Raw genomic sequence first — 13,136 nt, 5'->3', positions numbered from 1 at the left:
GCTGGGCGCGTGCGCCACGGCTGGGCCACGGTGGCCGCGCTGTTTCTGTTCATGGCGATCAATTTCGCGGACAAAGCCGTGATCGGCCTGGTCGCGGTGCCGATGATGCGGGACATGGGATTGAGCCCATCGCAGCTTGGCATCGTCGGCAGCGCGTTTTTCGTGCTATTTGCGGTGTCGGCCATCGGCGTGGGCTGGATCGCCGACCGGCTCGATACCACGTGGCTGCTCGCCGGGCTCGCGCTCGTCTGGGTGGCCGCGCAATTGCCGATGATCTGGCCAGCCAGCTTCGCGACGCTCGTGATGTGCCGCATCGTTCTCGGCGCGGGCGAGGGCCCCGCGTTGCCGCTCGCGATGCATGTGACCTATGAGGCCTTCGACGACCGGCGGCGCAGCCTGCCCACGCTCATTGTGCAGCTTGGCGCGACGGCGGGCCTCGTGCTGGCCGGGCCCGCGCTGACGTTCGTCGAGCAGCGCTGGCACTGGCGCGCCACGTTCCTCGCGCTCGGCGTAGCGGGCGTGGCGTGGGTGGCGCTGTGGCTCGCGGTGCGTCTTGCGGGAGGCCAGGGCGCGCGCGTTCGTGCGGTGTCGGCCACGCGCGCCGCCGCGCCCGGCTGGCGTGCGATGCGCGCGCACTTCGGCAGCGCCACGGTGCTGACCGTCTTGCTCCAGTCGTTCGCGGGCTATGCGGTCGTCGCCTGCGGCATCACGTGGATGCCCGTGTATTTCCGGCTCGGCCTGGGCTTGCCTGCTGCACGCGCAGGCTGGCTGTTCGGTCTACAGGTGCTTTTGCAGGTGCCGGTCGGGTTTGCGCTGGCCACGCTCTCGCACGCGCTGCTCAAGCGCAACGTCTCGACGCGCATGGCGCGAGGCGTGCTCGTGAGCGCGTGCTGCACGTTGGGCGGCATTTTGCTGTGCGCCTCGTTTGCGCCGTGGCCGCCGCTCGTGAAGGTGGCGCTGGTGGGCGTGGCATGCGCATTCGCCACCCAGGCGTTTACGTTCGGACCGCAGCTCGTGGCGGAAGTCGTGCCGGGTGCTAACCGCGCGGCGATGCTCTCCAGCGTTCACGCGCTCGCCACGACTGCCGGCTTGTTCGCGCCGGCGCTCATGGGACGTCTCGTCGATTCGATGGCGGGCCCGCGCGGCTTTGAGGCGGGCTTCGGTGCGATGGGCGCGCTTCTCGCCGTAGCGGGCGTGGCAGGCTTCCTGTGGCTGCAGCCCGCAAAGGAGGGCCGTGAGGCGCGCTGACGTTCGCGTACCCAATTCAATCGAAAGGCTTTCTTGACCGGGTTCTTTGGTCATTCGCAGTGCGATCCATTCCGCCAACGAGCGGATGCCGACAACAGAAGAGGAGACAATGCATGCGTTTGAAACTGATTAGCCAGGGCGTGATGGGCGCAACGCTCGCAATGGCCGCGGGCGCCGCCTGCGCCCAGACGAGCGTGACGCTCTACGGCGTGGCCGACACGTTCTTCCAGTACCTGAACAACGGCGGCGCCGCGTCTGTTTCGCAGCGCAGCGGCGGCTCGACGGGCTCGATGTTCGGGCTGAAGGGTTCCGAGGATCTGGGCAATGGACTCAAGGCCAATTTCGTGCTCGAAAACGGCTACAACATCAACAACGGCGCGGGCTTTGCCGATACGACCGCCTTGTTCTACCGTCAGGCGTGGGTAGGCGTGGCACACGGCGACTACGGCGCGCTCACGTTCGGCAGGCAGTACCAGCCGAGCTTCCGGGCCGTCTACCCGAGCGACCCGTTTCGCGCCAACGAAGTGCTTTCGCCGCTTTCGGCGGCGGTGCTCGCGACCGATCGCAACACCCTTTCCGCGCAGTACGCCGCGGGCCGCACGAGCAATTCGATCCTGTATGTCTCGCCGAAAATGGCCGGGTTCCAGCTCAACGCCATGTATGGGTTCGCAGCGACCGTCACGCAACCGGTGCCTGCGACCACGGGCAATATTCTCGATATTTCGGCGACCTATACCGGGTACGGGCTCTTCGTCGGTCTCGCCTACATGAACGAGCATTCGGGCACGGAAACCGTGCCGGGCCTGCCGTCCGCCCTCACGCTGGTCGGTACGGAGCACTACACAGCGGCGCTTGCGTACCGTATTGGCATCGTCAACCTGCAGGCGAACTATTCGTATGCGAGCCCGAAGACGCCGCCCGCGCATTCGCTCGCGGCCGTGCTCGGTACCGCGCACGCGTATAACGTGACCGAGGTCGGCGCGACGATCCAGGCCACGTCGTTCGACGCTATCCAGATCGCGGGCATTCAGCGCAACATACACGGCATCGACGACGAAACGTTGGGCGTGGAGCTTGGCTACGACCACCAGATATCGAAGCGCACGAGCTTTTACGCGCGTGCGGGCTATCTGAAGAACCACGGCGCAGCCACGATGAGTTGGCCTGGCATTTCCGTTACGACGCCGCATTCTTCGCAAACGCTTGCGGTGCTAGGCATCTCGCACCTTTTCTAAGGCAAATCAATACGGAGTGCAAATCGATTGCGAGGCGGCGAGGCTTGGCGGCCTCGCTGCTTTCGATATGCCTTCATTTTGCCCTCTGCATCAGGAGGGGCGCGGCAGGGCGAAACGCCTTCAAAACAGGTATGCTGCAGGCATCCCGCGTGTCCCGCGCGGGGCACGAACGTGGAGTGCCCGATGTCTGCCAATCCTGCCGGTGTGTCCTCCGGACTGCGCGAAGTCTGGTTGATCCGTCATGGTGAAACGCAATGGAGCCTCTCTGGGCAGCACACCGGGCGCACCGATATCGCGCTCACCGAGCACGGGCGCGAGCAGGCGCGCTCGCTGGCACCGTCGCTCGCCACGCAGCGCTTCGACGCCGTGCTTTCCAGCCCGATGGCGCGGGCCATCGAGACGTGCCAGCTCGCGGGCCTCGGCGACGCAATGACGATTTCGGCCGACCTGCACGAGTGGGACTACGGGATTTACGAAGGCCTCAAGACCGCGGATATTCGCAAGACCGAGCCCGACTGGAGCGTGTGGCATTCGCCCATCGCGCAAGGCGAGGATCTCGCGCGTGTTCAGGCGCGCGCGGCCGCAGTGATCGAGGGCCTGCTGGCCATGAAGGGCCGCGTGGCGCTCTTTTCGCACGCGCATTTTCTGCGCGCATTGGGGGGCTGCTGGGCTTCGGGTTCGGCGGCGCTCGGCGAGCATCTGTATCTCGACACGGCTTCGGTGAGCATTCTCGGCTTCGACCACGAAAGCCGCGCCATACGCCGCTGGAATGCGCTCGGTGAGCGCCGGGCGTTGATGTGAAGAGTCCCTGACGCTGACGCAGCCCCGACGCGCTCGCTCAGCGCAGGGAGCACGAGAGCCAATGCGCGATGCGCACACCGTCCAGCCGCGAGCCCTCGGGCGTGGTGCTCCCTAGCAGCGTGACGATCACGGGCCGGCGCCCGTGCACCATCATGCGCATCACCATATTGTGGCCGGACTCGTTGATGAAGCCGGTTTTCTGCACGCTCGCGTGCACCTGTCCGTAGCGCACCAGCCGATTGCTGTTCACATACTGCAACTGCCCCTGGCCAGTGGGCACGCGTTCCTGATGGTCGATCGAATAGCGGCGAATGAGCGGGTAGCCATTGGCCGCACGCACGAGGCTCGCCAGTTCGCGTGCGGTTGAAACGTTCTGCGGCGAGAGCCCGGTCGCGTTGACGAAATGCGTGTGCGTCATGCCAAGGCGCTGCGCTTTCGCGTTCATTGCTGCGATGAACGCAGGGCGCCCACCCGGATAGTCGCGGCTGAGCGCCGAAGCCGCACGGTTTTCCGAGGACATCAGCGCAACGTGCAGCATGTTCGCACGCGTGAGCGACGCGCCCACATCGAGGCGCGAATGCGTGAATTTGAGCGTGTCGAGATCGGCGGTCGTGACCGAGAGCTGCTGCTGGAGAGGCGCATGCGCGCTGTCGAGCCAGACGATGGCCGTCATGAGTTTCGACACCGAAGCGATGGGCGCCACCGCATCGGCATGACGCGCATAGAGCGGCGTGTGGGTGTTTTCGTCGACAACGTAGACCGCATGCGAGAAGAGTTGCTTGCGCGACGCCGGCGTGAAGCCGCAGCGGGCGAGCAGGCGCGGAGCGTGCGCGTTTTTCGCGCTCACGTGCGTGGCGTGTTGCGGTGGCGGTGGTGAACTATGCTTCGGCTTCGCGCGTTTGGTGCGGCGTTTCGGCCCGGAGAGTTTGGTGTTGGGCGCATCGGCATAGGTCGAGCGATGCACGGGCTTCGTCTTGTGCGCGACTTTCTTTTTCTTTTTTGGCGTTGCATGGACGGTTCTTTCAGCCGCCGTGTGATGAGTCGCGGCGCGGGAGCAGGCCGGAGCCGCTCCAGCCGCGAGGCCGGCGACGATCAAGGCGAAGAGGGTGGGCGGCAATCGAAGTCGGGAAGCAAAGGGCATCGACGGATGGGCTTGAACGTTGGGTATGCGCGGCGCGCGTCGAGATTTTGGCGGCTTTGTTCGAGCCGCATTAGCGGATGAAGTTCCATTCAGGTTCCATAATCGTCACTCAATGGGACCATCGTCGTATTGAACGGGCCGCGATAGGGCCCGTATACTCCGTCATGCCAAGGGGGAACAGGGATGCTCAATCAACTCTCCGACACCTTCCTGCTCGTCTTCGCCGGACTCTTTCCCGTCCTCAATCCGCCTGCGGCGGGGTTCATCGTGCTGAGCATGCTGCCGCATGCGACGGCCAGCGAACGCGCATTTCTCGCGCGCATCATCGCCATCAACAGCCTCTTCATTCTGCTCGGCTCGCTGATCATGGGCGCGTACGTGCTCTCGTTCTTCGGCATATCGATACCCGTACTGCGGGTCGCGGGCGGGTTGGTCATTGCGTTCGCCGGCTGGAACCTGCTGCACAAATCGGCCGATGGCGGGGATAGTCCGGCCTCGCCGGCGCCGCCGGATTCGGCACGAAAAGCGACGCTGCGCGCCATGGCGTTTTATCCGCTCACGCTGCCGGTCACTGTTGGACCGGGGTCGATTGCGGTCGCGATTGCGCTTGGCACAGGCCGCCCGCGTGGTCACGTACAACTCGTCAATGTCGTTGGCGTGCTGCTCGCCTTGATCATTCTTTGCGGCTGCATTTACCTGTGCGTGCGTTTCGCGGGGCACGTCGGGAAACGACTCGGACCAGTCGGCACGGAAGTGCTCATGCGCCTCCTCGCATTTGTCCTGCTGTGCATTGGCCTGCAGATTTTGTGGCTGGGTATCGAAGATCTGCTAGAGTCGGTGCCGTTTTCGGTGAGCGGCAAATAGCGCAGCAATCGCCATGTTGCGCCGCATGAAAGGGAAAACCACGAGCCCATAACATCAGACGTCTGATGTAGATTGGAGCCCAACGTGCCCAACCCACGCAATCGTGCGACAAACATGCGCCTGAGCGTCGATCAGTCGATGTGTGAGCGAATCCAGGATTCGCTGCTGGAAATGATCCGCGAGCGCTCGCTCAAACCGGGCGATCAAATCCCCCCGGAGCCCGATCTTTGCGAACTGTTGGGCGTGGGCCGCTCCAGTCTGCGGGAGGCGGTCGCGCAGATGATTTCCCACGGTCTTCTCACGCGCGTGCACGGCAAGGGGACCTTCGTCAGACAAATCACACTCAAGCTGCAAGGCGGTCTGGATGATCTGATGTCTGTGACGGACATGATACGAAGTGTCGGTGCGGTGCCTTCCACGAGTCGTTTGCAGGTCAAGACGATCGCGGCTTCCGGCAGTCTCGCGCAAAAGCTCGGCCTCGCCGAAGGCGATCCCTGCGTGCGGTTCGAGCGCGTGCGGCGCGCCGACGATGCGATCGCCGCGTACTGCATCGACATCGTGCCGAAGGCGCTGCTCGAAGGGCAGGAGCTGGGCGAGTCGCTGTTCGGCACGCTGGAGCGCGCGGGCGTTCGGCTCTCACACACCCATAGTTCGATCCAGCCGACCATTCTCACTCCGCGGGATTTGCCGGAACTGCAGGAGAATATCGGCATGTTTCTGCTGATCGACGAAGTGGATTTCGACGAGACCGGCCGTGCGGTCTGCTACAGCAACGACTATTACAACTCCAGCATTTTCAAGTTCGATCTCGTGCGAAAACGACGTTAGGCGGGCCAGCGGCCCATTTCCGGACAGGGAAAACGTATGCACTTCGAAGCTTTCAGCTCTGCCGAACTGACCGAATATTTGCTGGGTATTCCGGCCGTTTGCGCAAGGCTTGGCGACGACCGCGAATTGCAGGTAGTCGAAGTGGGCGATGGCAATCTGAACTACGTCTATTTCGTGAGCAGCACGCGCGACCCGCGCTTGAGCGTCGTTGTGAAGCAGGCGCCGCCGTATCTGCGGCTCGTTGGCGAAGCGTGGCCCTTGCCGCGCGAGCGCATGGAGCGCGAAGTGGCGGCGCTGCGCCGCTTCGGTGCGCTGTGCCCGGAGCACGTGCCGAGCGTTTTTCACGCCGACAGCGAGAAGTTCCTCATGGTGATGCAGCGTCTCGATTCGCATCGCGTCCTGCGCGGGGGACTGATAGACGGCATTGTGTACCCGCGGCTCGCCGATCACCTGTCCACGTTTCTCGCCCGTACGCTGTTTCATGGCTCCGATCTCTATCTTTCGCCGAATGCGAAGAAAGCGGCAGTGGGCGGCGACATCAACACGGAATTGTGCAAGATTACAGAAGAGCTCGTCTTCACGTTTCCTTTCGAAGATCACCCGTCGAATGTCTATAGCCCCGCGCTGCCTGCTGCTGCGCTCGAACGGTTGCGCACGCACGAGCCGCTAAGGCTCGCAGCAGGCGAAATGAAGTGGGCCTTCATGAATCACGCGGAAACGCTCGTGCACGGGGACTTGCATACGGGTTCGATCATGGCGAACGAGCGCGAGACGTATGTAATCGACCCCGAGTTCGCGTTCTATGGGCCGATGGGTTTCGACACCGGGGCGTTCATCGCGAACCTGCTGCTCGCGTACTATTCGCGCGACTGGCACGACCGCGAGGCGGGACGCGAGCCTGCCGTATACCAGGGCTGGCTGCTCGGGCAGGTGGAGGCCGTGTGGAATGCCTTCGCGCAGAAGTTTGGGGGCATCTGGCGCGCACATGAGCGCGAGACCGGCCACGCGTACATTGGCGGGCCGGCAGGCACGCGTGCGGCCGATGTTTTCCGCGATGATTTCATCAGGCGGCTCTTCGCCGATACGCTTGGCTTTGCGGGCTGCAAGATGATTCGCCGCATCGTCGGCATGGCCAAGGTGGCGGAGATTACCAGTATCAAGGACGAAGCGCTGCGCGCGCGGGTGGAAGTGCGTTGCCTGAAGCTTGCCGAAGCCCTGCTGGTGCGGCGGCGCGAGCTGGCTTCGATCGAGGCGGTCACGGCGCTAGCTGCGCAGGTGCTCGCGGAATCGGCTTAATTGAATACAGGCTGCCGCGTGAATCAGGCGGCAGAGCCCGGACAACCGGCATCGATGGAGAACGTATGACGTTGCAGGCGCAACAATCGAGTCTTCCGCCCACCATCGAGTGGCGCGACGGCACCCTTTATCTGCTCGACCAGACGCGTTTGCCGCGCGAGTGCGTGGTCGAAGCCGTGGACAGCGTGGAGGCGGTCTGGCGCGCGATACACGAATTGCGCGTTCGCGGCGCTCCCGCAATCGGCGTCGCGGCCGCCTATGGGCTGTGTGTGGCGATGCGGCACGAACCGGCAGATTCGCGCGACGCGTTCCTCGGCCGTCTCGAAGCGCATGCCGCGTATCTGGACAGCGCGCGGCCCACTGCGGTGAATTTGCGCTGGGCGCTCGAGCGGATGCTCTCGCACGCGCGCGCCGAGCCGGGCACGTCCGTTGCCGCGCTTCACGAAGCGCTCGTAGCCGAGGCGAAGCGCATTCATCAAGAGGATATTGAACTGTGCGCGCGCATCGGCGAAGCCGGTCGTGCGCTGATCGCGCCAGGCAGCGGCGTGCTCACGCACTGCAACGCTGGCGCGCTCGCCACCGCGGGCATTGGCACGGCGACCGCGCCGCTCTATCGCGCGCATGGCGACGGCGTGGCGTTTCGCGTCTATGCCGACGAGACGCGGCCGCTACTGCAAGGTGCGCGGCTCACCGCCTACGAACTGCAACAGGCGGGGCTCGACGTTACGCTGATCACCGACAGCATGGCGCCCACGCTAATGGCCCAGGGGCTCATCGATCTCGTGATCGTCGGCACGGACCGCGTGGCCGCGAACGGCGACGTGGCGAACAAGATCGGCACGCTCGGCGTGGCGATCGCCGCGAAGCATTTCGGCATTCCGTTTTATGTGGCGTGCCCTTCGTCCACGCTGGATCTGCGCACAGCCAGCGGCGCGGACATCGTGATCGAAGAGCGCGGCGCGGCGGAGGTGACGCATCTCGCGGGGCAGCGCACCGCCCCCGAGGGCATTCAGGTGCGCAACCCTGCGTTCGATGTGACGCCGCATACGCTCGTAACCGGCATCGTGACGGAGCGCGGCATCGTGCGTGCGCCGTTCGAAACGAACCTGGCAGCGCTTTTCGCTACCGGAGCGGCAGCGTGAGCGGCGCAAGCGTTGGCCGCCGTGCAGGCGAGACGGCGGAACGCGCGCGCGACGCGCGGGCCGAGACCGAAATGCGCCAGCGGATCGTCGATACCACGCTTGAAATGGAGCGCCTGGGCATCAATCAGGGTACGTCGGGCAACGTGAGCGCGCGCTGGCATGACGGACTCCTGATTACCCCGAGCGGCGTGCCGAGCGCCGCGCTCACACGCGAGCGGATCGTGTGGATGCCGCTCGACGTGCGCGACGACGATCCGCTTTTCGAAGCGCAGCGCCCTTCTTCGGAGTGGCGCTTTCATCGCGACATATTGCGTGCGCGCGCCGACGTGAACGCCGTGGTCCATACCCATTCGCAAGCCGCGACGGCGCTCGCGATCCACGCTCGCGGTATTCCCGCGCATCACTACATGGTGGCCGCGGCGGGCGGCAATTCGATTCGCTGTGCGCCCTATGCGACCTTCGGCAGCCAGGCGCTTTCCGATCACGCGCTCGAAGCGCTGCACGAGCGGCTTGCGTGCCTGCTCGCGCATCACGGCGTCATCGCGCTCGGTCGCGATCTCGCGCGGGCGCTGTGGCTCGCGAACGAAGTGGAGGTGCTCGCGAAGCAGTATTTGCTGGCTTGCCAGCTCGGCGAGCCGCCGCTGCTCTCCGACGCGCAAATGGAGGAAGTCATCGAGAAGTTCATGGGCTACGGCCCGCGCAAGTAATGCGCGGGCGCTCGCGCGCCCATGCAGTCGCTGCAATGCGATACACACGCGGTACGAACGATTACGCAGTCGGTTGGCGGTTCGCAGGTCAGTCAAAAACCAGCAGATCAAAGACAGGAGACGGTGATGGCGTGGAGTTCAGCAGGGTTCGACAGATGGGTGGCGCGCAGCGCGCGCATGGGAGCCACGGCCGGCGTGACGATGTTCGCCGCCGCGGCAATGCTGGCAGGCTGCTCGAAGAGTGAGTCGCCTTCCACGACGGCGGCGGCTTCCGATGCCGCCGCTGCGAGCGCACCGGCGCAGGCCGCGGCCGCGGCGCCGGTCACGAAGATCAAGGTCGGCTTCTCGATCGCCACGCTCAATAACGCATTCTTCGTAGGCCTGAAGAATGGCGTGGAGCGCGGCGCAGACAAGCAGGGCTTCGATCTCGTGCAGACGAACGCAAACGGCGACGCGCAGCAGCAGGTCAACGACACGCTCAACCTGCTGAGCCAGGGCGTGAAGGCGATTGTGCTCAATCCGATTGATTCGAAGGCCATCATCCCGGCTGTGGAGAAGGCCAATTCGATGAATGTGCCGGTCTTCATGCTCGACCGCGGCTCGGACGGCGGCAAGGTGACTTCGTTCGTCGCTTCGGACAACGTAGCGCTCGGCGCCACCGGCGCGAAGTGGATCGCCGATCAGTTGAGCAAGCGCTATGGCTCGCCCAAGGGCAATGTGGTCGACCTGATCGGCCTCATCGGCACCACGGCGGCGACGGATCGCGAGAAGGGCTTCTCGGAGGAGATCGCGAAGTATCCGGATATCAAGGTCGTCGCGCGCCAGGAAGGCGGCTTCGACCAGGAGAAGTCGCTCAACGCGATGACGAGCATTCTCCAGAAGTATCCGCAGATCGACGCGGTATTCGGCGCGAACGACGACAACACCGTGGGCGCGGAAAAAGCCATCGACAATGCGGGCCGCTACAAGCCGCTCGGCGACCCCGGCCACATCATGGTGATCGGCGCGGACGGCACGGCGCAGGCGCTTTCGGCGATTCGCGCGGGCAAGCAGGACGCGACGATTTCGCAGAACCCGATCGGCATGTCCGCAAAGGCGATGACGTTCATCACCGACTACGAGGAGAAAAAGGACGTGCCCGCGAATTACGCATGGCCGACCTATCTGATCGACAAGTCGAACATCGATTCGGACGCGGCGAAGCAATACGGTCTGTGGGCGCTCGAAGTCAAGCAGTAACGGGCGGCCTTAAGCGCCGGCCGCGCGCGCTGCGTGCGCCGGCGCCCGGGATGAACGGATGAAACGCGAATCAGGTTCGGCAATGCACGTATCGCAGGAAAAGAACACGGGCACGGGCGCGCCGCCGCTGTTGCGCATGAGCGGCATCGTAAAGAGTTTCCCCGGCGTGAAGGCGCTGCGAGGCGTGAGCCTCGAACTGCACGCGGGGCACGTGATGGCGATCGTCGGCGAGAATGGCGCGGGCAAGTCCTCGCTCATCAAGACGCTCTCCGGCGCATACGAGCCGGACGAAGGCACGATCGAGATCGACGGCGTGCGCCTCGCGCGCGGCACGCAGGCCGCGATCGACGCGGGCGTGGCCGTGATCTATCAGGAACTCTCGCTCGTCAACGACATGACGGTGGCCGAGAACCTCTTTCTTGGCCGCATGCCGCGGCGTTATGGCCTCGTCGATCATCGCAGCGCGAACGCCATGGCGCGCGAGGCGCTCGCGCAGGTGGGGCTGGAAGGCGTGCCGCCCGCCATGCGCCTGGGCGATCTGCCGCTCAACAAGCGCCAGCTCGTGGAGGTGGCGAAGGCGCTCGCGCGCGACGCACGCATTCTCGTGATGGACGAGCCCACGGCCGCGCTCCAGCATCACGATATCGAGCATCTCTATGCCGTCGTGCGGCGGCTGCGTGCGGCGGGCATGGGCATCATCTTCATTTCGCACCATCTCGAAGAGGTGTTCGAACTGGCCGATTCGGCCGTGGTGATGCGTGACGGCGCCACGGTCGGCGCGCGGCCGATGTCCGAATGGAACGAACCGGCGCTCGTGCAGGCGATGGTCGCGCGCAATCTCGACTCGTTCTATCCGTGGGAGGCGCGGCCCTATGGCGATGTCGTACTGGAAGCGCACAACGTGGCGAGCGCGCCTGTGCTGCGCGACGCGAGCTTCAGCATACGCGCGGGCGAGATCGTGGGCATTGGCGGCATTGCGGGCGCGGGGCGCACCGAGCTTTTGAAGACGCTATGCGGCGCGCTGCCGCTCACGCGTGGCGAACTGCGTCTGCGCGGGCGCAGGCTTGCGCTGCACTCGCCCGCGCAAGGCATGCGCGCGGGCATTGTCTATACCGCCGAGGACCGCAAGCTCGAAGGGCTCGTGCTCGAAGCGAGCATCGAAGAAAACGTCGCGCTTTCGAGCCTGCGCGCGCTGGTGCGCGGCGGCTTCGTGAGCGCAGCGAGAAAGCGGCGGCTCGCGCGTGAGGCGGTCGAGCGTTTCGCCGTGCGCGCGCCTTCGGTCACGTCGCTGACCGGCAATCTTTCGGGCGGCAATCAGCAGAAGGTGATTCTGGGCCGCGCGAGTGCTACGTCGCCCGCCGTGATTCTGCTCGACGAGCCCACGCGCGGCATCGACGTTGGCGCGAAGACCGAGATCTATGCGCATATCGTCGCCATGGCGCGCGCGGGCGCGGCCGTCGTGCTCGTGAGTTCCGAACTGCCCGAACTGCTCGGCATGTCGGACCGCGTGCTCGTGATGTATCGCGGCAGCATAGTCGGCGAGGTCGCGCGCGAGCAAGCCAGCTCGGAGACGATCATTCAATGGGCTACCACCGGAGTTGCAGCATGACGTCCACCACGGTTCGACCGCGCGAAGAAACACCCACCCTGCAGCAGCGCGTGCTGCGCCAGATGCGCAGCGGCCTCGGGCCGCTCATCGCGGCGCTCGTGCTCATCTGTATCGCGCTCTCGCTGGCCTCGCCCGAATTTCTGACCACGAGCACGCTCACGAACATCATGGTGCAGGTGTCCGTGGTCGGCATCGCGGCGGTGGGCGGCACGTTCGTGATCATCACGTCGGGCATCGACCTTTCCGTGGGCTCGCTCGTTGCGTTGAGCGGCATGGTGGCCGCAGCTGTGATGGCGGGTGCGAGCCCGGATGCGGTTGGCCTCGGCGTGGCGGGGCTCGTCATTGCGCTCGTCACCGGAGCGGCGGTGGGTGCGCTCAACGGCTTCGGCATTGCGTGGCTGCGGCTCGTGCCGTTCATCGTCACGCTCGCGATGATGGCGATGGGGCGCGGCCTCACGCTCGCGATCTCGGATGGACGCACGAAATTCGACTTTCCCGCCGTGTTTACCGCATTCGGCGCGAAGACGTTTGCGGGCCTGCCAGCGCCGATGCTCGTGATGCTGGCCGTATTCGTCATTGGCCACGTATTGCTGCGCAAGACCGAATTCGGGCACCAGGTGTTCGCCGTGGGTGGCAACAAGGAAGCGGCGCGGCTCGCGGGCATTCCGGTGAGCCGCGTGATCTTTCTCACCTACATGTTCGCGGGTGTGACCGCGGCCATTGCGGGCATTGTCCTCGCGGGGCGCCTCAATTCCGCACTGCCATCCGCGGCCAACGGGCTGGAGTTGCAGGTGATCGCCGGCGTCGTGATCGGCGGCACGTCGCTCGCGGGCGGGCGCGGCTCGATCGTCGGCACGTTCATTGGCGTCGTGCTGATCGGCGTGATCAATGTCGGGCTCTCGCTGCTTGGCGTCAATCCGTTCTGGACGCAGTTCATCCAGGGCGGCGTGATTCTCGCGGCGGTGCTGCTCGACGCACTGAGCCAACGCCGCAAGCTTTGAGCCCGGAACTCAACGGCCATCCATT

At 64.9% G+C, this 13,136-nt stretch carries 12 protein-coding genes; 11 read left to right on the top strand and 1 reads right to left on the bottom strand.

Translation table 11 applies throughout. The annotated features are described in order from the left end of the window. The 3 genes from VSR72_RS15580 to VSR72_RS15570 form a co-directional block, all read left to right on the top strand. Positions 1-1,248: MFS transporter (locus VSR72_RS15580; protein WP_342953230.1), on the top strand; the 1,248-nt coding region annotated here is incomplete at its 5' end. Positions 1,249-1,361: 113 nt separating this feature from the next. Beyond that, positions 1,362-2,483, top strand: a complete 1,122-nt coding sequence (locus tag VSR72_RS15575; protein WP_342953229.1) for a porin — start codon at positions 1,362-1,364, stop codon at positions 2,481-2,483. Between the two features lie 183 nt (positions 2,484-2,666). Further along, positions 2,667-3,284 carry a histidine phosphatase family protein gene (locus VSR72_RS15570; RefSeq protein ID WP_342953228.1) on the top strand — a complete coding sequence of 206 codons (618 nt, stop codon included), beginning with the start codon at positions 2,667-2,669 and terminating at the stop codon, positions 3,282-3,284. A 37-nt stretch (positions 3,285-3,321) separates the two neighbouring features. On the opposite strand, the gene VSR72_RS15565 is transcribed toward VSR72_RS15570, so the two are convergent. Then, a complete protein-coding gene (locus tag VSR72_RS15565) occupies positions 3,322-4,425 on the bottom strand; it encodes a serine hydrolase (RefSeq protein ID WP_342953227.1) in 1,104 nt (367 codons plus the stop codon). 183 nt (positions 4,426-4,608) lie between these two features. Here VSR72_RS15565 and VSR72_RS15560 point away from each other — a divergent pair, with 183 nt between their 5' ends. The 8 genes from VSR72_RS15560 to VSR72_RS15525 all read left to right on the top strand — a co-directional run bounded on the left by VSR72_RS15560 (position 4,609) and on the right by VSR72_RS15525 (position 13,111). Next, positions 4,609-5,289, top strand: a complete 681-nt coding sequence (locus VSR72_RS15560; protein ID WP_342953226.1) for a MarC family protein — start codon at positions 4,609-4,611, stop codon at positions 5,287-5,289. 84 nt (positions 5,290-5,373) lie between these two features. Then, complete coding sequence (locus tag VSR72_RS15555) at positions 5,374-6,117, top strand: GntR family transcriptional regulator (RefSeq protein ID WP_342953225.1); 744 nt, start codon at positions 5,374-5,376, stop codon at positions 6,115-6,117. A 36-nt stretch (positions 6,118-6,153) separates the two neighbouring features. Then, positions 6,154-7,413: an S-methyl-5-thioribose kinase gene (gene mtnK, locus VSR72_RS15550; protein WP_342953224.1), complete on the top strand. Its 1,260-nt coding sequence runs from the start codon at positions 6,154-6,156 to the stop codon at positions 7,411-7,413. A 65-nt stretch (positions 7,414-7,478) separates the two neighbouring features. Continuing rightward, positions 7,479-8,555 carry an S-methyl-5-thioribose-1-phosphate isomerase gene (gene mtnA / locus VSR72_RS15545; RefSeq protein WP_342953223.1) on the top strand — a complete coding sequence of 359 codons (1,077 nt, stop codon included), beginning with the start codon at positions 7,479-7,481 and terminating at the stop codon, positions 8,553-8,555. Positions 8,556-8,626: 71 nt separating this feature from the next. Beyond that, complete coding sequence (locus VSR72_RS15540) at positions 8,627-9,262, top strand: class II aldolase/adducin family protein (RefSeq protein ID WP_342953240.1); 636 nt, start codon at positions 8,627-8,629, stop codon at positions 9,260-9,262. Positions 9,263-9,388: 126 nt separating this feature from the next. Next, positions 9,389-10,501: a sugar ABC transporter substrate-binding protein gene (locus tag VSR72_RS15535; RefSeq protein ID WP_342953222.1), complete on the top strand. Its 1,113-nt coding sequence runs from the start codon at positions 9,389-9,391 to the stop codon at positions 10,499-10,501. An 82-nt stretch (positions 10,502-10,583) separates the two neighbouring features. Further along, positions 10,584-12,110 carry a sugar ABC transporter ATP-binding protein gene (locus tag VSR72_RS15530; protein ID WP_342953239.1) on the top strand — a complete coding sequence of 509 codons (1,527 nt, stop codon included), beginning with the start codon at positions 10,584-10,586 and terminating at the stop codon, positions 12,108-12,110. Further along, the gene (locus VSR72_RS15525) at positions 12,107-13,111 is read left to right on the top strand and encodes an ABC transporter permease (protein WP_342953221.1); all 1,005 of its coding nucleotides are present in this window, start codon (positions 12,107-12,109) and stop codon (positions 13,109-13,111) included. The genes VSR72_RS15530 and VSR72_RS15525 overlap by 4 nt, the downstream gene beginning before the upstream one ends. Positions 13,112-13,136: the final 25 nt, after the last annotated feature.

The organism is Paraburkholderia sp. JHI869, assembly GCF_038900775.1.
Classification (GTDB): Bacteria; Pseudomonadota; Gammaproteobacteria; order Burkholderiales; family Burkholderiaceae; genus Paraburkholderia.
Note: the sequence above shows the minus strand (reverse complement) of the source record. Positions and strands in the feature narration are given on the sequence as shown.

Bases quoted from the DNA above. Each gene is read 5' to 3' on its own strand.
- VSR72_RS15575 (WP_342953229.1), top strand. From the start codon at position 1,362: ATGCGTTTGAAACTGATTAGCCAGGGCGTGATGGGCGCAACGCTCGCA.
- VSR72_RS15570 (WP_342953228.1), top strand. From the start codon at position 2,667: ATGTCTGCCAATCCTGCCGGTGTGTCCTCCGGACTGCGCGAAGTCTGG.
- VSR72_RS15565 (WP_342953227.1), bottom strand. From the start codon at position 4,425: ATGCCCTTTGCTTCCCGACTTCGATTGCCGCCCACCCTCTTCGCCTTG.
- VSR72_RS15560 (WP_342953226.1), top strand. From the start codon at position 4,609: ATGCTCAATCAACTCTCCGACACCTTCCTGCTCGTCTTCGCCGGACTC.
- mtnK (WP_342953224.1), top strand. From the start codon at position 6,154: ATGCACTTCGAAGCTTTCAGCTCTGCCGAACTGACCGAATATTTGCTG.
- mtnA (WP_342953223.1), top strand. From the start codon at position 7,479: ATGACGTTGCAGGCGCAACAATCGAGTCTTCCGCCCACCATCGAGTGG.
- VSR72_RS15540 (WP_342953240.1), top strand. From the start codon at position 8,627: ATGCGCCAGCGGATCGTCGATACCACGCTTGAAATGGAGCGCCTGGGC.
- VSR72_RS15535 (WP_342953222.1), top strand. From the start codon at position 9,389: ATGGCGTGGAGTTCAGCAGGGTTCGACAGATGGGTGGCGCGCAGCGCG.
- VSR72_RS15530 (WP_342953239.1), top strand. From the start codon at position 10,584: ATGCACGTATCGCAGGAAAAGAACACGGGCACGGGCGCGCCGCCGCTG.
- VSR72_RS15525 (WP_342953221.1), top strand. From the start codon at position 12,107: ATGACGTCCACCACGGTTCGACCGCGCGAAGAAACACCCACCCTGCAG.